18 protein-coding genes are annotated in these 18,494 nt (G+C 52.1%); 11 read left to right on the top strand and 7 right to left on the bottom strand.

The window, feature by feature from the left end:
* The first annotated feature begins 197 nt into the window (after nucleotides 1-197).
* Nucleotides 198-932, top strand: coding sequence for a pentapeptide repeat-containing protein (locus tag H6G13_RS10655; RefSeq protein ID WP_190483180.1), 735 nt, complete (start codon nucleotides 198-200; stop codon nucleotides 930-932).
* 134 nt (nucleotides 933-1,066) lie between these two features.
* Here the strand turns inward: H6G13_RS10655 and H6G13_RS10660 are convergent, their stop codons facing one another.
* The gene (locus H6G13_RS10660) at nucleotides 1,067-1,435 is read right to left on the bottom strand and encodes a hypothetical protein (protein ID WP_190483181.1); all 369 of its coding nucleotides are present in this window, start codon (nucleotides 1,433-1,435) and stop codon (nucleotides 1,067-1,069) included.
* A 141-nt stretch (nucleotides 1,436-1,576) separates the two neighbouring features.
* Here H6G13_RS10660 and H6G13_RS10665 point away from each other — a divergent pair, with 141 nt between their 5' ends.
* The gene (locus H6G13_RS10665; protein ID WP_190483182.1) at nucleotides 1,577-2,965 is read left to right on the top strand and encodes an alkaline phosphatase family protein; all 1,389 of its coding nucleotides are present in this window, start codon (nucleotides 1,577-1,579) and stop codon (nucleotides 2,963-2,965) included.
* 5 nt (nucleotides 2,966-2,970) lie between these two features.
* On the opposite strand, the gene H6G13_RS10670 is transcribed toward H6G13_RS10665, so the two are convergent.
* Nucleotides 2,971-3,783: an SDR family oxidoreductase gene (locus H6G13_RS10670; protein ID WP_190483183.1), complete on the bottom strand. Its 813-nt coding sequence runs from the start codon at nucleotides 3,781-3,783 to the stop codon at nucleotides 2,971-2,973.
* 88 nt (nucleotides 3,784-3,871) lie between these two features.
* On the opposite strand from H6G13_RS10670, the gene H6G13_RS10675 reads away from it, so the two are divergent.
* Nucleotides 3,872-4,231 carry a MerR family transcriptional regulator gene (locus tag H6G13_RS10675; protein ID WP_190483184.1) on the top strand — a complete coding sequence of 120 codons (360 nt, stop codon included), beginning with the start codon at nucleotides 3,872-3,874 and terminating at the stop codon, nucleotides 4,229-4,231.
* Between the two features lie 219 nt (nucleotides 4,232-4,450).
* Here H6G13_RS10675 and H6G13_RS10680 read toward each other — a convergent pair whose 3' ends face one another.
* The 4 genes from H6G13_RS10680 to psaB form a co-directional block, all read right to left on the bottom strand.
* Nucleotides 4,451-4,627 carry a hypothetical protein gene (locus tag H6G13_RS10680; protein ID WP_190483185.1) on the bottom strand — a complete coding sequence of 59 codons (177 nt, stop codon included), beginning with the start codon at nucleotides 4,625-4,627 and terminating at the stop codon, nucleotides 4,451-4,453.
* 159 nt (nucleotides 4,628-4,786) lie between these two features.
* Nucleotides 4,787-5,089, bottom strand: coding sequence for a Uma2 family endonuclease (locus H6G13_RS10685; RefSeq protein ID WP_347277460.1), 303 nt, complete (start codon nucleotides 5,087-5,089; stop codon nucleotides 4,787-4,789).
* Nucleotides 5,073-5,240: a hypothetical protein gene (locus tag H6G13_RS29400; protein WP_347277461.1), complete on the bottom strand. Its 168-nt coding sequence runs from the start codon at nucleotides 5,238-5,240 to the stop codon at nucleotides 5,073-5,075. The genes H6G13_RS10685 and H6G13_RS29400 overlap by 17 nt, the downstream gene beginning before the upstream one ends.
* A gap of 219 nt (nucleotides 5,241-5,459) precedes the next feature.
* Nucleotides 5,460-7,676 (bottom strand): photosystem I core protein PsaB, encoded by a 2,217-nt coding sequence (gene psaB / locus H6G13_RS10690; RefSeq protein WP_190483186.1) that lies wholly within the window; start codon nucleotides 7,674-7,676, stop codon nucleotides 5,460-5,462.
* 534 nt (nucleotides 7,677-8,210) lie between these two features.
* Here psaB and H6G13_RS10695 point away from each other — a divergent pair.
* The 8 genes from H6G13_RS10695 (at nucleotide 8,211) to H6G13_RS10730 (ending at nucleotide 17,186) form a co-directional block, all read left to right on the top strand.
* Nucleotides 8,211-9,059 carry an MBL fold metallo-hydrolase gene (locus H6G13_RS10695; RefSeq protein WP_190483243.1) on the top strand — a complete coding sequence of 283 codons (849 nt, stop codon included), beginning with the start codon at nucleotides 8,211-8,213 and terminating at the stop codon, nucleotides 9,057-9,059.
* A 302-nt stretch (nucleotides 9,060-9,361) separates the two neighbouring features.
* Nucleotides 9,362-10,402: a mechanosensitive ion channel family protein gene (locus H6G13_RS10700; protein ID WP_190483187.1), complete on the top strand. Its 1,041-nt coding sequence runs from the start codon at nucleotides 9,362-9,364 to the stop codon at nucleotides 10,400-10,402.
* Between the two features lie 76 nt (nucleotides 10,403-10,478).
* Nucleotides 10,479-11,834, top strand: coding sequence for a DUF2254 domain-containing protein (locus H6G13_RS10705; protein WP_190483188.1), 1,356 nt, complete (start codon nucleotides 10,479-10,481; stop codon nucleotides 11,832-11,834).
* Nucleotides 11,835-11,875: 41 nt separating this feature from the next.
* The gene (locus tag H6G13_RS10710; RefSeq protein WP_190483189.1) at nucleotides 11,876-12,490 is read left to right on the top strand and encodes a hypothetical protein; all 615 of its coding nucleotides are present in this window, start codon (nucleotides 11,876-11,878) and stop codon (nucleotides 12,488-12,490) included.
* An 8-nt stretch (nucleotides 12,491-12,498) separates the two neighbouring features.
* Nucleotides 12,499-13,317 (top strand): potassium channel family protein, encoded by an 819-nt coding sequence (locus H6G13_RS10715; RefSeq protein WP_190483190.1) that lies wholly within the window; start codon nucleotides 12,499-12,501, stop codon nucleotides 13,315-13,317.
* Nucleotides 13,318-13,865: 548 nt separating this feature from the next.
* Complete coding sequence (locus H6G13_RS10720) at nucleotides 13,866-14,762, top strand: hypothetical protein (RefSeq protein WP_199305841.1); 897 nt, start codon at nucleotides 13,866-13,868, stop codon at nucleotides 14,760-14,762.
* A gap of 120 nt (nucleotides 14,763-14,882) precedes the next feature.
* Nucleotides 14,883-16,283: an Nramp family divalent metal transporter gene (locus H6G13_RS10725; RefSeq protein WP_190483191.1), complete on the top strand. Its 1,401-nt coding sequence runs from the start codon at nucleotides 14,883-14,885 to the stop codon at nucleotides 16,281-16,283.
* Nucleotides 16,284-16,295: 12 nt separating this feature from the next.
* A complete protein-coding gene (locus H6G13_RS10730) occupies nucleotides 16,296-17,186 on the top strand; it encodes an HAD family hydrolase (protein ID WP_190483192.1) in 891 nt (296 codons plus the stop codon).
* 66 nt (nucleotides 17,187-17,252) lie between these two features.
* Here the strand turns inward: H6G13_RS10730 and H6G13_RS10735 are convergent, their stop codons facing one another.
* Nucleotides 17,253-18,482, bottom strand: a complete 1,230-nt coding sequence (locus H6G13_RS10735) for a Ycf66 family protein (protein ID WP_190483193.1) — start codon at nucleotides 18,480-18,482, stop codon at nucleotides 17,253-17,255.
* Nucleotides 18,483-18,494: the final 12 nt, after the last annotated feature.

The raw sequence follows: 18,494 nt of genomic DNA on the forward strand, positions 1-18,494 counted from the left end.
CTTACCCTGCAGCAGGTTGCAGTCAACTCAATCACTTCTTAGTAACTTTTTCTAGCGCTTTTAATCTTTAAGAAAGCAATACCTGAATTATCCTGAGCAACGTTTGCCCTTAAGTAGGAGTTGACAAGACAAAGCGTTTTCAAAGCTAGATGAAGATGCTTGCAGATGCTTATTTGGGTTCTTTATCGGTAAGTCTTATGCAGTGGAATGTGGTGCTGACTTTACTGGTGCTCATGGGTGCGATCGCACCTACCGCCTACCGCCTAGCCCTAAACAAACTAGCGGAAGCGCCTCAGACTGCAGCCGGGGCGACCGTCGCTCAGCCAGGTCAGAACCGCCGCGAGGGCTGCCCTGGCTGTGACTTAGCCAACGCCAATATGCAGGGTAAAGATCTCAGCCGCCACAATTACTCAGCCGCCACGCTGACTGCTGCCAACCTAGCCCAGACCCAGCTGATCAATGCTCTGCTAGCCGATGCCAACCTAGAGCGGGCCAATCTGCACGAAGCCAATTTACAGGGCGCTGACCTAACCGCCGCTAACCTACAGAAAGCTGACCTGAGCCAGGCCCAAATGCTCCATGCCACCTTCATTCGAGCGAATCTGGAAGGAGCTATCTTGAGCCAGGTGGAGCTGCGCGACGCGGGCCTATGTTCAGCCAATCTCAAAGCCGCAGACCTGTCAGAGGCCAGCCTGTATGGGGCCATCTTGCGGGGAGCAGACTTGTCAGGGGCAGATCTGCGGGGGGCAGATTTGCGCTACGCAGATCTATACAAGGCCAAGCTAGACAACGCCAATTTGACAGGGGCCAGGATGGAATTCGCCACCCTGCCCGATGGCAGCACAACAGATCCAGGGTTTGTTAATTCTGTGAATCATACGCAGGGATGCGAACCGGTTGCCGAGCCTGAGGATTCATCTGAAAATTCTTAATTTGAAAAGAGTCATCCTAACTTTTAAATCCCCCCTCAAAGGAGACTCTTAAAACCCCCCTTGATAAGGGTAGCAGGGGGGATTGGGTAAGCCCTGCTACCCTCGAATAGCCTCTAATCTCTACAAGAGGTCTATTAATTAGTAGCGTTATCTATCAGTTCTCGCAGGCGGCTGACGGTAGTCTCAAGGGCGCTGGTTTCGGGGACTTCTTTCGTTTTATCTGCCAAGCTAGGCACGCGCTTATAAGGATCAGGCATGGTTTCGGGGTTTTCTCCCTCCCTCAGGCGCTGCTGATATATTTCTTCCTGGGCACCCGTTTCCTGCCCATATACGTTGTAGGCCCGCTCCACCTCCTGATTAACTGCTGGGTTAGGAGGTTCGGCGGCGGCGTAGCTGGGTTGCAGGCCTGTGCCTAGGCTGATGAGAGTCAGCAGTCCGGCTAACACAACTGCCGCTAGCCCTCTGCGGCACACACCCAACACGCGTTCTGCAAAGCATTTCATCGTCTTATCCTAGATTCTAAGAAAAAGCTGCCTGGAGTGTATCAAGGTGCGATCGCACCGCCTTCTCTCGAAAGTAAGGACGCCACCCCAATTGCAGTTGCCCCTCCTAGAATAGGCAAAAGACACCTACCCCCAGCCCCTATGCCCACTCCTCGCCTGCTGATCATTGGCCTCGACTGCATGGAACCGTCGCTGGTATTTGAGCAGTGGCGGCAGGACTTGCCCAACTTAGATCGGCTGATGCGTCAGGGCAGCTATGGCCGCTTAGAGAGCAGCATTCCGGCGATTACGGTGCCCGCCTGGAGCTGCATGATGACCGGGCGCGATCCGGGCGAGCTGGGAATCTATGGATTTCGCAACCGGCGCGATCGCACCTACGACAGCATGGCCATCTCCGACGGTCGCGCCGTCAAATTTCCCCGGCTGTGGGACATTCTGGGCGAGGCTGGCTGGCAGGTAGCGGCCCTCAGCGTGCCCGGCAGTTCACCACCCTACCCAGTCAACGGTTCTCTCGTCTCCTGCTTTCTCACCCGCAGCATGGACGTGCCCTTTACCCATCCGCCGGAGCTAGCCGACCAGATCCGCACCTGGCTGCCCGACTTTATGATGGATGTGCCCAACTTCCGCTCCGACGAAAAGCAGCGCATCCTCGAAAACCTCTATACGCTCTGCGACCAGCGCTTCACCCTGGCTGAAAAGCTAATTGACCAAGATGCTCCCGACTTTTTGATGCTGGTAGACATGGGCGTTGATCGCATTCATCACGCCTTTTGGAAACCAATGGATCCGCGCCACCCCCAATACGAACCGGATTCTCCCTACGCCAACGCGATTCACGACTACTATGTCCACGTCGATCAGCGCGTTGGAGAACTGCTCAACCGCTGCGACGACGATACCGCTGTGCTGGTCGTCTCAGACCACGGAGCCCAACCGCTGATGGGCGGCATCTGCGTCAACGAGTGGCTGATTGCCAACGGCTATCTAACCTTAAAAGAAACCCCGGCTGAACCCGTTGCCTTAGATCAGGTCGAAGTAGACTGGAGCCAAACCAAGGCCTGGGGCGCAGGTGGCTATTACGGTCGTATCTTCCTCAACGTCAAAGGCCGCGAACCCCAAGGCACCATTTCAATGGCCGACTACGAAAAGACCCGTGACGAACTGGCCGAGCAGCTGTCTCAACTCACTGGCCCTCAGGGAGAACCGCTCCACATCAAAGCCTTCAAGCCCCAGCAGGTCTATCAAAAGGTGCGCGGCGTTGCCCCCGATTTGATTGTGTATTTCGACGATTTGGCTTGGCGCTCAGTGGGCAGTGTTGGCCTCAACAGCTTCTTCACCGTAGAAAACGACACTGGCCCCGACGATGCCAACCATGCGCCCTATGGCCTGATGATCTTCCACGATCCCAAGCAGCCCCAGCAAGGTCAAATGCTAGAAGGCGCACAGCTCTACGATATCTTGCCTACCCTGCTAGGACACTTCGGCATCACACCTCCAGCAGGCCTGCGCGGCAAACATCTGCCCGTTTAAGCCAGTCAGGCTCCAGCGTGAGTATTAAGCGCCATGCCAACAACCGTTCGCCAAAGACGATCTGGCAGAAACTGCCGCATCAGCAGGTAAGGACCGGGCTGGGCGGGGTAGCGGAGTTTGTCGGTGCGATCGCAGGCCGCTCGATAAACAACCCTTGCCACTGCTTCTGGACCCGGGAGGTTGTCGTTTAGGCGAGTGGTCATCTCCATCGTGTTGCTCAGTTCGGGTTCATAGGCAGGGTGGGTCGCCCACCGCTGTGAGCGGGTAATAAAGTCAGTTTTAATGCCGCCCGGTTCCACCAGCTTGATTTGAATGTTGTGGCGTTTGAGCTCAAAGCGCAGTGACTCAGATAGACCCTCAACAGCAAACTTTGAGGCATGGTAGGCACTGGCAAAGGGAAACGCAAGACGACCTCCAATGGATGAAATATTCACAATGGTGCCGTGATTTTGACACCGCATTATCGGCAAAACCATTTGGATCACCGCCACCAGACCAAAGACATTGGTTTGAAACTGCTGTTCTAGCTGATCAGCCGAAATCCCTTCCAGTGGGCCTGTTAGCCCATAGCCTGCATTGTTGACCACCACATCAATGGCACCAAACTGATCGGTTGTTTTCTCGATAGCATTTGCAATCGACGCTTTATCCGTGACGTCAAGATAGGGTGTGATGAGGTTGGGCGCATTTGCCCAAGCACCTGTCTTATGGGCAGACCGCATGGTCGCCGCTACGTTCCAGCCTTGCTGCACAAAGTACTGAGCCGTTGCTCGCCCAATCCCAGTTGAAGCGCCTGTAATTAAAACCGTTTTCTTCATAGAAGCCTCCAAACGTTGGCCTCCATACTCTAAACTGTGGAGCATACTCCACAGTCAAGCCCTTACTCAGTCGATTTTGAAAGCTGCCATGCTAATCGGTGAGCTAGTCAAAAAAACGGGTCTGCCCAAAGACACGATTCGCTTTTACGAGAAAATTGGGCTCATTGCGGCTCAGGAGCGGCAGGCAGGTACACGCAGCTACAAGGACTACGGAGACGAGGCCGTTGAGCACCTTGCCATGATCACCCAAGGAAAAAAGCTAGGCTTTACCTTGAAAGAAATTAAGCAACTTATGGATACCTGGAATACGGCTGCAATGCCAGAAGCCGAGCAGATACGGGTAATCGAGCACAAGCTAGAGGAAATAGCTGAAAAAATGCAGCACTTGAATGTTATGAAAACCTATCTTACTGAAAAGCTAAGTAAACTCAGGCAGAAGCCGTTGTAAAGACAGTCTGGCTCTGCGCGCATTTCGATAATAGATAAATCTCATTCCAGCCTACAACTTTAATCACTTAAATGACACTCTTACAATAGGTCATCTAATAAGTTGGGTAGGGACAATGAAACCTAACATTAAAGAGCTTGTTGGGTTGAGCCTTGGCTCAACCCAACCTACACATTTAACTGCATTAATTCGCTAACTACCAGGCAGTCTAAGGCGTTGCTACTGGGGAGCAATACCGTTATAGATGCTAAAAGACAGCAGAACAATTAATAGAATGCCGATTGAAGTCGACAGTAGAAATAGAACAGAAGGCTTTTTAGGAGTAGGGGTTTCACTATCACGTTGAACGCCTGTAGGTTCAAGCGTTTGGGGATCTATATTTTGGTCAGATTTCATACTGCTGATACCTCATTAAAGCAATAATTTCCATTGTTAGAAATCATCGCTTCTGGCTACGAAATCGACATCTAACTTGTGGTGCATCTCGGAGGACGGGGGTTAGAGGGTGCAGGGTAGAGGGTATAGAGTATAAGTTCTGTGAATTTATTTTCAGATCTAATTTCCTTGCTTCAGTTGCTGTGTAAACGCTGCGTGTTCAGGTGAACTTAATCCCTGCTGAAGCACCTCTAGCACCTGCGGCATTTGGTTGCTTAAAAGAGCCTCTACAGGCAGCCACAACCCTAGGAATACTTGGCTACGAATGATGCCGTCCGAACTAGGAAACAGCGGCTGATACTCCCCATTGGTGAGGCAAAACCATTCAAGCCGATTCTCGTAGGATTGCCAAATTACATACTCTAAAACCCTACTGCGGTGATACACCTGCTTCTTGCTGCCTGTATCAATAGCCGCACTCAATCAGTTCTGCTTTTTTAATGTGGGCTGCTGCATACCGTCGCTCAAACTCAGGGAGGGTGAAGCGATCGCCGCTCTCAAGCGGGGGTGGATAAGCCTTTGGAAAACCAGCCTGGGGGTTAAGGCGACAGGTTTTAGGCCGGTTTGTGTCCACGCTGCACCATGATCAAGTCCTCGGTGACGACGGATACTGTTCACCTTAACAAATTCTAAAATTGCCCTACTATAGCTCGCTATGCTGGGGATTTTTAAACAGAAAAAAGCGGGATTTGTTGCAGCAAATCCCGCCATTCTCACGTTTAATTCTTAGAGACTATGGCATTAACCCGTGAGAAACACTTTAAATTTCAACTAAGTTCGGCCGAGTTCAGGGTCAACCAAATCGACCTGCCGTTGTGGCTATGAGGAAGGCAGCGTAGGTGAGAATGTAACCCACAGTGAAGTGAGCCAATCCGATCAGCCAACCTTGCACAATAGACAGTGCAACGGGCTTATCTTTCCAGCGCACGATGTTAGCAAGCGGTGTGCGCTCGTGAGCCCAAACAATGGACTCAATTAGTTCTTGCCAGTAACCCCGCCAGGAGATTAGGAACATGAAGCCGGTGGCCCAGACCAGGTGTCCGAATAGGAACATCCAGGACCAGACGGCTAGATTGTTCATCCCAAAGGGGTTGTAGCCATTGATGACCTGAGAGGAGTTGAGCCACAGGTAATCCCGCAGCCAGCCCATAATGTAGGTCGAGTTTTCATTGAACTGGGTCATGTTACCCGACCACAGGCTCAGGTGTTTCCAGTGCCAGTAGAAGGTAACCCAGCCAATTAGGTTGAGCATCCAGAACATCGCCAGGTAGAAAGACTGCTCCCAGGCAGAGGTTTGACACGTCCCACTCCGGCCAGGGCCATCGCAAGGGAAGGTGAAACCAAAGTCTTTCTTGTCGGGCATGAGCTTGGAGCCACGGGCATCCAGAGCACCCTTGACGCAGATCAGAGTCGTGACGTGTAGACCCAGTGCGATCGCATGGTGAATCAGGAAATCTCCAGGCCCAATCGAGAGGAACAGAGAGTTGTTGCCATTGTTGATGCCTTCTAGCCAGCCCGGCAGCCAGGCAGCCCCGGTGCGAGCAGCGCTATCGGCATTCGACAGCAACACATCCATGCCGTAGACCATTTTGCCGTGGGAGGACTGAATGAACTGGGCAAAGACCGGCTCAATCAGGATTTGCTTTTCGGGTGTGCCGAAAGCCACTACCACGTCATTGTGGACGTATAAACCCAGGGTATGGAAGCCCAAGAAAAGCGACACCCAACTTAGGTGAGAGATAATCGCTTCTTTGTGCTGCAGTACCCGGTCTAGAACATTGTTCTTGTTGGCAGCCGGATCGTAATCGCGAATCCAGAAGATCGCGGCATGGGAAAAGGCCCCAATCATCAGGAAGCCAGCAATGTACTGGTGGTGCGTATAGAGCGCAGCTTGAGTCGTAAAGCTGCGGGACATAAACGCGTAAGGTGGCATCGAGTACTGGTGCTGAGCCACAAGCGAAGTCACCGTTCCCAGAGCTGCCAGCGCCAGAGAGAGCTGGAAGTGCAGGGAGTTGTTGATGGTGTCATACAGGCCCTTGTGTCCTTCACCCAAAGCGCCGCCAAAGGGGGTGCCTTCGGGAGGACGGTGAGCCTTGAGGATCTCCCGAATGCTGTGGCCAATACCGAAGTTAGTCCGGTACATGTGGCCCGCAATGATGAAGATCACAGCAATGGCTAGGTGGTGGTGGGCCATATCCGTCAGCCAGAGAGACTCCGTCTGGGGATGGAAGCCTCCCAGGAAGGTCAAAATTGCCGATCCCGCGCCCTCAGACGTACTGAAAATATGCTGAGAGGTATCGGGGTTCTGGGCATACGCTCCCCAGTTGCCGGTGAAGAAAGGCCCCAATCCGGCGGGGTGCGGTTTGACCGACAGGAAGTTGTCCCAGCCCACGTGTTGGCCCCGAGACTCAGGGATAGCCACGTGAATTAGGTGTCCGGCCCAGGCCAGGGAGCTGACCCCAAAGAGACCTGCCAGGTGGTGGTTCAACCGAGATTCGGCATTCTTAAACCAGGACAGGCTGGGACGGAACTTGGGCTGGAGGTGCAGCCAGCCTGCAAACAAAAAGAGTGCAGACAGCAGCAGCAGGAACACCGCCCCGGTATACAGGTCGTTGTTGGTCCGCATACCGATGGTGTACCACCAGTGGTAAACCCCGGAATAGGCGATATTGACGGGGTTTGTAGCGCCAGCTTGGGTAAAGGCATCTACCGCAGGCTGACCAAAGTGAGGATCCCAAATCGCGTGAGCGATCGGGCTGGTATGAAGTGGGTCTTTAACCCACTGTGGAAAGTTGCCTTGCCAGGCTACGTGGAACAGGTTGCCAGAAGTCCACAGAAAGATGATGGCTAGGTGTCCAAAGTGGGACGCGAAAATCTTTTGGTAAAGATTTTCTTCCGTCATGCCATCGTGGCTTTCAAAGTCGTGAGCTGTGGCGATCCCGTACCAGATCCGACGAGTCGTCGGATCCTGAGCCAGACCCTGGCTAAATTTTGGGAACTTAGTTGCCATTGTTTTCCTACGCCTTCTAGTTTCGAAGATGCGCGAATGACACTCTCTAAGCTCGCCCCACTAAACAACTGCTCAACCAGGTGCCCGGTGATTAAACCGAGCTAAACAGTTAAAAATGGGACAGCACGCTTATTGATGAGAACGACCGCAAATTGTTTGACCAATTGCTTAGGCGCAAAATTCAAGCAAACTTCACTCGAGCGAACCCCACTGAAGGCACTTCTTATGAATTTCTTGCCAGTTGAATAAACACATTAGTAGCTCTCTCGTGGTCCGCATCTCTATCTAAAGATAGAGAGCGCTCTTGATAAAACTTTACGTATTAATACAGCCTATTACCAATCGAAGCAGCGGCTTTTAAGCGGCCAGACTAGACTTTTTGAATCTCTCACTAGAGATAGATAAACCTGATTCGGGTTCGCCCTAGTTTGGATACTCCAAATAAACTAAAAATTTTCTATTCGAAGAATAAATTTAACAGCTGATATAGAGGTTATACAGGTGCAGACAAACAGTAGCCAGACTCAAGAATGGGTGCTTCCTGCTAACGCAACCCCGCTTAACGGCAGCAGCTATGACAGCGGCTCCATTTTCTTTGTCGGAACGGCAACCGTTATCTTGCGCTATGCAGGCTTTACCATCCTGACTGATCCAAACTTTCTGCATCAGGGCGACCATGTGCATCTGGGCTATGGGTTGCGATCGCAACGCCGCACCAACCCCGCCATCGAAATCGAGGAACTGCCTCCCCTCGATCTGGTAGTGCTCTCTCATATGCATGAAGACCACTTCGACCGGGTAGCCATCGAGAAACTAGACAAGCAGGTGCCCATCGTCTCCACGCCTCACGCCGTTAAATCCCTGCGAGAAAAAGGCTTTAACAAGCTACAAGATCTAGCCCCCTGGCAAAGCCTGACGGTGCGCAAAGGTGATTCTGCCTTGACCATAACCGCCATGCCAGGGCGACACGGCCCCGGCCTGCTAGCAGCCGCCTTGCCACCTGTCATGGGCAGCCTGCTAGAGTTTCAGGAGCAGGGCCAAACCCGCTTCTGTCTCTACATCACTGGCGATACGCTGGTGATTGAGGAACTCAAAGAAATCCCCAAACGCTACCCCAATATCGACATTGCCCTGCTGCATCTAGGCGGCACCAAAGTCTTTGGTGTGCTGCTAACTATGGATGCCAAGCAAGGATTAGAAGCCCTGCAAATCATTGCACCAAAGCTAGCCATTCCCATCCACTACAACGACTACACAGTGTTTAAGTCACCCCTAGAAGATTTCGTCGCTGCGGTAGAAGCAGCCGGACTGGAGAGCAAGGTGAGATACCTCAATCACGGCGATACCTACACCTTTGAAGTAGCTGCAGCTTCGCCTATGTAGGGCAGCTATATCTAGTGCATCTGGTACATCACGTCTTTACATAGCAAAGTATCAGAGATTGGGTAAGGCTTCCGGTCAGGCCTTTTTCTCGAAGAGACCACTGCAGCAGACTATTTGACAGGTGCAACCTTTCTCCAATGACGCACGAGCCTGCACTGCGAGCGTCTAATGAGGCCAATCTTTGCAAAAGGGCTGGTTGCAAGGCATGGCTTAAATGCCCGCGCCCATTAACCTGCTGAAGATAGAGGTTGAGCTCGCAAGTTTTTTGTAAGCTCGACGGGAAGTTCACACCACAAAATCTTATGAGTGCAGAAGTTTCCACCCTCTGGGGGAAAATGCAGGAAATGGTGAACAGCTTCTTCGCCTTGCTGCCAAATATTGTATTGGCCATTATTGTTTTCTTTATCTTCTTCTTTATAGCTAGGGGAATTAAAACAGCGGTCAGAAACTTAACCCGCAATCGCCGCTATGCCCGAAATTTGGGTTTAGTCTTAGGGCGGTTGGCACAGGGAGCGACTGTTCTGGTGGGCCTGTTTATTGCACTTTCAATTGTCATCCCCTCCCTCAAGGCTGGCGATTTAGTGCAGCTTCTAGGTATTAGCGGTGTTGCCATCGGCTTTGCATTCCGAGACATCCTACAGAATTTTCTGGCTGGCATCTTAATTCTATTGACAGAGCCCTTTCAAATTGATGATCAAATTGTCTTCAAAGACTTTGAAGGGACTGTTGAGCACATTGAAACTAGAGCCACAACCATTAGAACTTACGACGGTCGCCGCATCGTCATTCCCAACTCAGAACTATTCACCAACTCAGTTCTAGTCAATACTGCCTTTGAGAATCGGCGGCTGGAGTACGATATCGGCATTGGTTACGGTGACGATATTGATGCTGCAAGGCAGTTAATTTTAGAAACCCTTTATGAAACCGAAGGGATTTTAGAAACCCCGGAGCCCGACGTCATTGTGGTCGATCTGGCTGAGAGCACCGTTAACCTTCGTGCTCGTTGGTGGGTGCAGCCTCCCCGCCGAGCAGATGTGCTGTCTCTGCAAGATCGGGTGCTTACTAACATCAAGAATAAGTTGACGGCCAACGGCGTTGATATGCCCTTTCCAACTCAGCAGATTTTGTTTCATGACCAGACAGAGGAAACCGATGGTGATCGATCTCGCCAACGTGAGGGCTGGCCGGTTGGAAAAGGTAACGCGCCTAAGCCCCGCAGCATTGGCGGCTCTTTGAGGCAGCTTGCTGAGGCGCGATCGCAACGCAATGGCAATGGCAACGGTAACGGCAATGACCATGACAAGGGCCATGCCCAATCTACGAACGACGCCCAAAGATAATTACCCAAAAATAATGGCCTGAAAATTTGACCTGAAAATAATGGGTAAATCGAGCGGCAACTCAACTAAGTCCCGAATGAGAAATATCAGGCTCAGCAAACTTTGGGACACGCTGCAGTCCAGCTACTGGTTCTTGCCAACAATAATGGCGGTAGGTGCGATCGCACTCGCCTTTGGCCTAGTGGCCCTAGATCGCACAACGCCCAAAGACGTACCAGGCCTGAGCTGGCTCTATCAAGGGGGCGCGGATGGGGCGAGAGCCGTGCTGTCAGCTATTGCTGGATCGATGGCGACTGTAGCCGCAACCGCCTTTTCAATTACGATTGTGGCTTTGCAGCTAGCCTCATCCAGCTTTGGGCCACGACTGCTGCGAAATTTCATGCAGGATCAAGGCAATCAGATCGTTCTGGGCACCTTTATTGCCACATTTATCTACTGTCTCTTGGTGCTGCGAACCATTCGAGGAGAGGACTACCAGCTATTTGTGCCCCAGCTGTCGGTCACAGTCGGCGTAGTGTTGGCAATTATTAGCATCGGAGTGCTGATTTACTTCATCCACCATGCCTCTACGATTATCCAGGTGTCTCACGTCATTGCTGAGGTCAGTCATGATCTAGAGCAGGTTACCGACCGTTTATTTCCGGAAAACCTGGGTCAAAACTTCCAAAACCAAGAGGATGGTTCTGAAGAGATTCCAGGTGATTTTGAAGCAAATGCCTATTCAGTGCTGGCAACGGGAACAGGATATTTGCAGGGCATTGATGATAAGACGCTGATGAAAATTGCCTGCCAAGCCAATCTCCTGCTTTGCCTGCAGACTCGACCAGGCGAGTTTATCCTGCAGAAAAGCCCTTTAGTTTTGGTCTACCCTAGCGATCGCATCTCCGACAAACTGGAGGAGCATATCAGAAGCGCTTTTCTGCTGGGCAGAGATATGACCGAGCAGCAGGACGTGGCCTTTCCCATCGAACAGCTAGTGGAAATTTCCCTGCGGGCCTTATCTCCAGCTATCAATGATCCGTTTACGGCAATTCGCTGCATTGACCGCTTATCCGCTGGGCTGGCCCGATTAGCAAGCCGTGAGTTTCCGTCTCCCTACCGGTACGACAAGTCTTACAAGCTCCGGATTATCGCTGAGCCCGTCACTTTTGAGCGACTGGCAGATACTGCTTTCAATCAGATTCGGCACTACGGCTGCTCAGATCGAATGGTGGCAAGTCGGCTGCTAGATGCGATCGCAACCGTCGCCCGCTTTACGCGCAACTCAAAGCAGCGCTATGCGCTGCAGCAGCATGCTGAGGCCGTCTGGTCCGATAGCCAGCGGCAACTCGCCCAAAAGCAAGATTTAGAAGCTGTAGAGCAGCACTATCAAAAGGCTCTAAGCGCACTGCAGCGCCATCAGCCGCTACCAACACCTCACCTAAAAACTTAGTTGCGTTATTGAAATTGCCGTATTGAAATGAGGAACCGACTATGTCCTATACAAGCTGGAAAGGCTACCGATATGCAGCCTGGGTAGGGGAGCTGCTGTTAGGAGCAGCCATTGTATGGGCCTTGATCCAGGGGCAGTGGCAAAATGCTTTGGCCCTGGGACTATTTTGGGTAGCCTCACTCATTTTTGTAATTAGAGATGACAAACTGCCTCCCCTATTTGATCTGCTGTTTGTTTTAGCAGCCTTAGCCAACGCAGGTGGCTGGGTTTGGGGCTGGTTTTACTTACCTGGCCCCTATGATGAGCTGGTCCATGCCTTCACCACGTTTGCGATCGCACTGGCCCTCAGCTTTCTGGTTTATCAATCTATGCTGCCTGTTTTTCGCCAGCATACGCTGCTGTATCTTTTGACCATTACCAGCTTTGGCATCGCCATTGGGGCGCTTTGGGAGGTGGCTGAATGGTCAGCCGGCAAAGTTTTATCGACAGAGGTGATTGAAAGTTTAGATGACACCATCGTTGATTTAATTATGGATAGCCTGGGTGCCGGATTGGCCGCCATCTTAAGCTTAGGGGCGCTGCAGGAGTGGACATCGCCCAACGCATCTAAACAGCATCGTCGTCCTCATGCTGTCAATCGAGGTTTACGCAGGTAGCTAACATTATGACTGAGCGGCTTGATCTCTCTGCCCAACGAGCATTGGAGCAAGAACAGCAGGGCGTTTTGCAGCAGTTAGAAGACTGGCTCGAAATTCCCATGCTGCTTCTAGGCTTTGTGTGGCTAGCCTTATTTATCGTTGAAATCATTTGGGGCTTAAGCTCATTTCTAGAAGCGGCTAGCACAACCATTTGGATTATTTTCATCCTAGATTTTGCCATCAAAATCATGATAGCCCCTCGCAAGTGGGCCTATCTAAAGAAAAGCTGGCTCACCGTTTTCTCCTTGCTCTTGCCTGCCTTGCGCGTATTTCGGGTGGTGCATGTGGCGCAGGCACTCCGAGGCGTGAGAGCCGTTAGAGGGCTGAAGCTCTTAAGAGTCATGACGCGCACCAATCGCGGCATGCGGGCTCTAGCTGCCAGCGTAAATCGACGAGGATTTGGATACATTGTTGGGCTGACTCTGATAGTGGTTCTGATTGGCGCAGCAGGGATGTATACCTTTGAAAATGAAGTGCCAAACGGGCTTGAAAGCTACGGCAGTGCTCTATGGTGGACCGCTATGACCATCACAACAATGGGCTCAGACTACTTCCCAGAAACGCCAGAAGGTCGAGTTCTCTGCTTTTTACTAGCTCTATATGCCTTTGCCGTATTTGGCTATGTCACTGCCACCATCGCCACCTTCTTTGTAGGCCGAGATGCAGAAGATGAGCAGGCAGAAATTGCTGGAGCCAAATCAATCGAGCTGCTTTATTCAGAAATCAAGGCTTTGCGCGCCGAGGTCCAGGCTTTGTCTAGCAAACAGTCTATTGATCAGCAGTAGTTCTTAACGTAGCTAATACCACTTACCTAAGCCCAACTATAGATAGCCTCTAGAAGTCAAACAGACTCTAGAAATGTATGTATCCATGGTTTCTTGTAGACAATTTTCTATAGATAGAATCTATCTAAAGAGGGAACTAGGCTTGTCAAGCCCTTAAACATCTGTAGGAAGACAGAACTTTTTATAGTCAATCTAGCAGAGGGCCTAAAGCAGAAGAACTGGCAATATATTCCTTGAAGGGTAGTCCAGTCTAGAGCTATAGGCTATAGCTACGGTAGTCTGCAGTGAGTTGACTCAGCTCAATCTTTCTTTTGCACCCGTAGCCCTAATCTCTAGAAGATAAAGCTTTTCACCCTGGGGCAGAAACTTTCTTGTTCTTTTTCTTTTGCAGGAAAGCCGACCCCTTAGCCCAGCATCAGTAATTCCGAGTAGCGAAAGCAATCGGCACTAAGTTAAGAGTTTAGCTCACAGCGTAAGGTGCATTTTTGCTGTGGCTTGGTGCTGGCATTGGTGCTGGCAAATGTATTTATTTAATGGAGATTACAGTGATGACACAGCCTCTTAAAAACCTGCCATCTCTGGCAGTAGCGGCTCAAAATAGCAATGGCTTTGCGAAGCGCAGATTCCGTGGGGGTGCGCTTGCCCTTAGCCTCACAGCCCTTTTAATGGTTGCTTGTACTGGGAACCAGCCACAGGCAACAGCACCCGCAGAATCAGATAGTGTGACAGCAGAAGACGTTGCTGAAGACACTAACGAATACATCGGCGAAACCGTCACCATTAGAAGTGAGCCCATTGAGAGCGTGGGTACTGATTCGTTCACAGTCAGCGATGAGCAGTTCTTCGGTAGCGAATCGATTTTGGTCATCAATGCATCGGGCGTTCCCTTTGTTTTGCCCACCGATAGCGGCATCGACGTGCAGGTTACGGGTGAGGTTCGCAACTTAGTTACTGCAGAGGTTGAACGAGACTTTGGCCTGACGTTAGATCCCGCTACCTACGAAGATTACGAAAATAGACCTGCCATTATTGCTCAGTCCATTGCCTTAGCTCCAGAACCTGGTGAAATTACTCAAAATCCTGACCAGTATTACGGCGAGACTTTAGCGGTTACGGGCGAAATCGACAATGTTCAAAACGACCTTGCCTTCACGCTAGATGAAGATCAGCTGCTGGGCACAGAGGATCTGCTGGTCGTATACGCTGTACCCAAGGCAGGCACCGAGCAGCCCCAACCTGCGGCCCAGCCCCCTGCCATTGAAGATGGTGAGACAGTGGCAGTGACCGGCGTGCTGCGTCCCTTTGTGGTGAGCGAGCTGGAGCAAGACTACGATCTGACCTGGGATCTAAATGTGCAGAGCGAGCTAGAAGCAGAGTACAGCAATAGACCTGTTCTGGTCGCTATCGGGGTTTACCCATCGGCTATTCCTGAAGGAGCGCAGTAGCGATGGCTAGGGTAAGTGCGATCGCAGCCCCGCTCTGGCCCATCGCACTTACTAGCCTGTTGTTAAATTTGCGATCGCAAATCGCCTCACCATTGCCCCACTAAGCACACAGAAAGCAGCATGAGCCACTCCACAAAAGCCCAAACCCCATCACAGGAAACCTCGGATAATCCCCAACAGGTACCTCAACCGCCTAAGGGAAAAGACTGGCTGAAATGGCTAGGGCCAAGCTTCATTTGGATGCTCTCTGCAGCAGGATCCGGCGAACTGCTGTTTACCCCTCGCATTGCTGCGCTTTACGGCTATGCCCTACTGTGGGCCTTGGTCGCAGCAGTCGTTCTCAAATGGTTTATCAACCGTGAGGTTGGGCGCTTTACCGTTTGTACAGGCATCACTATTTTGGAGGGATTCAAGCGACTCCCTGGCCCTAAAAACTGGGCTATTTGGCTGATTCTAGTGCCTCAATTTGCCGTAGCAATCTCGACCGTTGCAGGCATGGCTGGGGCAGCAGCAACAGCCTTAATTCTGATGACAGGGGGTACTGTGCAGCTCTGGACAGTCATCATCATTCTAGTAACCGCTTCAATCGTCTTTCTCGGGCAATACGACGGTGTAGAGAAAGTGTCGTCGTACATCGGCATTGGCCGCACCCTAGCAGTCGTTGCCGCCGCCATCTTTGTTTTCCCCAACCTAAGCCGTTTGGGCGGTGGGTTAGTGCCGCAAATCCCCAGCGATGTGCAGTATCAGGAAATTCTTCCCTGGCTAGGCTTCATGCTGGCCGGTGCCGCAGGATTGATGTGGTACTCCTACTGGGTAGGGGCCAGAGGCTACGGCGCGGCTACCGCTAAGCGGGAAAATCCAGTTGACTTTGACCAGCTTGATAGCGACCACCAGCAGCGGCTGCAGGGTTGGCTGAAGCTGATGACGTTCTCAAACACCCTGGCCGTAATAGGGGCTCTGCTAGCCGCCCTCTCTTTCCTAATTTTGGGGGCTGAGCTGCTGCAGCCAGAGGGATTGGTTCCTAAAGAAAATCAGGTTGCAGAAACATTGGGCAGCCTGCTAGGTAACCTGTGGGGTCCCTTTGGCTTCTGGTTCATGGTAGCGATTGTCTTCGTTACCTTCTGCAGTACAGCAATGTCGGTACAGGATGGCTTTGGCCGCATGTTTGCCGACGGCACTCAAATTTTGGTGCGGGGCTTTGGTGGCAATGGCCAATGGACCAACGAAACGTTTCTGCGCAAGTTTTACCTTGTGACCTTGCTGGCAGGGTTGCCCATTGCCGTCTACCTGTGGTTGGGCGAACCGGTTGGCCTGCTGCAAACGGCAGGAGCCATCGAGGCAGCCCACATTCCTATCGTCACCGGGCTAACGCTCTATCTCAACCACCGAATGCTGCCCCAGAGCCTAAAACCCTCTTCCTTAACCTTTTGGGCCACCGTGCTAGCAGGAGTATTTTTTGCAGTCTTTGCCATCATCTATCTGCTTCAGCTAACGGGCCTCATGGGAATGGGAAGCAGCTAAATAGGAAATACCATGTCACTAAACACCCCTTCCACTGCCAAAACGACTCGGTCTACTAAGCCCGTTTGTAACCGCATTGCAATTGTCTTTGACTTTGATGACACCCTGGCCCCCGATACCTTTGATGCACTGATTGAAAGCCTGGAACTGGATGTAGAAACCTTTCGCCAGGAGCGTTATCAACCGCTTCTAGATGCCGGATGGGATAGTACTTTAGCGCGAGGATATGCGCTGCTCCAGGAATCGCAGCGGCGACAGCCCAACCAGCGCATTACCCGCGACTACCTAGTCCAGCTAGGAAAACAGTTTCAGCCCTTCGATGGGCTAGAGGAAATGTTTGACCGGCTGCACCAGATAGTCCGTGACCTAAACCCAAAGATTGACCTAGAGTTTTACGTCATCTCTGGCGGCATTGAAGAAATTGCCTGCCATACCTCCATCGCCCACAACTTCAAAAGAATTTGGGGCTGCCAATTTCACTACGATGATCGAGGCGAAATCGATTTTCTCAAGCGGGTCATCAGCCACACAGAAAAAGCTCGCTACCTAATGCAGATAGCAAGCGGTCAAGAGAGCGTTGAAGGAAACGGTCGCTCCTTTGCCTACCGAGACATGCCTGAAGATCAGCTGCACGTACCCCTTTCCCAGATGATCTACGTGGGGGATGGAGCCTCGGACGTTCCCTGCTTCTCGGTGATTAACGATGAGGGCGGCATTAGCCTAGGAGTTTATAAAGATGCCCAGACATGGGACGACGAAATTCAAGTAAGCGAGAGCCAGCGGGTGGCAAATCTGGCAGAAGCAGATTATCGAGCCGATTCTGAACTCATGCGATCGCTCACGTTAGCCCTAGAAAGCCTCTGTAAGCAGATTACGCTGCGCCAGTTGAGCCTTGATGAATAGCTGAGGGTTGATGAGTAACCTCACTGGCCGGGGAGAACGCGCAGGCTTCCCGGAGCGCGTCCTTAGCTATAGCTGTGCGTTGGGGTCTTCCGAGGGGATTGGCTCGCTTGTGGGGGAAGCATTGCTGGCGTCGACTGGGCTACTCACAGATTCGCCCTGAGCCTCGACTGGCTCGGTAAGACCAGCTAATGCGGCCTCGGACGTGCCTGCTGCACCACTAGCTTCAGGGTCAACTTCAAAGGGCAGATTCTCCCTCATGGGGAGAACATTACTGGCGTCGTCTGAGACGCTTACAGATTCGCCTTGAGCCTCGACTGGCTTGGCAAGACCGGCCAATGCGGCCTCGGACGTACCTGTTGCACCACTAGCTTCAGGGTCAACTTCAGGGGGCATGTTTTCCGTCACTTCGTCGTTCCAAAATTCATTGTCCTCCAGATCCAGATCCTTTGTCACCACAGCAGGTGTGGCCCGGCCAGCAGGTTCTTTTTTGGGCAGCGGAATCGAGGGTTCTCGAGGGGGGATTTCGATCATGGGCCTGCTGGGTTTAGGACGGGAAAACGCCCTAGACAAGTCACCCAGCCAGCTCTTAAGGCTGCTGGCCCCTACGGCTACCTGCGCTATTGCTCCCTTAGCCTGGCTAGAGGTTCGAGGGCGAACAGGCCCACGAGATGAACTAGCAGATGGTCCGACGGAGGCAGCTTTAGGCGGGCGCGAGGGCCTTGTTCTAGGCGTTACAGTCACCACCGCAGGTTGAGGTTTGGGGGGAGAAAAGGGCTGTTGTGATGGACTCAAAGGACTGACCTTTGCCCCCTGTCCCCGCTCAACCTCTTCCTCTAGATCGTCCAAAAACTCGTAACCCACTTCTCGCAGCGAAGAAGCTCGAATACTAAGACCGGCAGCGGGAGTACTGGCTGCCCTAGCAGGTCGCTTGATCCCTAGCCAGCGCCCCAGCGGCGTCTGGCTCAAGAAATCTTGGCTGATATCGGCCATCTCCTGCCGCAAGCTTTTCCAGGCTTCAGGCGTAGCAGGGGTCTGCAGTTCCTGCGGGGTGCACGCGCGCCGCAAGGTCAAGGTCTGCCACCCTAGCCAGCCCAACAGGGCCACACTGGCCACCTGCCCCAACAAAACTGCCCCAGTCATCTGCCGATCGCAGGCCCACAGTACCAGGGCATAAAACATACCCAGACCGCTCCAAAAAAAGTCGTGCCTGCGATGCACTTCGGGGAAGAAAAAAGCGGCCATATACAGGGTAAAGCTACCCAGTCCAACCGCTAGTGCCAGGGTGTGAGCCAGCATAGTCAGTCCTTT

It is taken from the genome of Pseudanabaena sp. FACHB-2040, assembly GCF_014696715.1.
GTDB lineage: Bacteria > Cyanobacteriota > Cyanobacteriia > Phormidesmidales > Phormidesmidaceae > JACVSF01.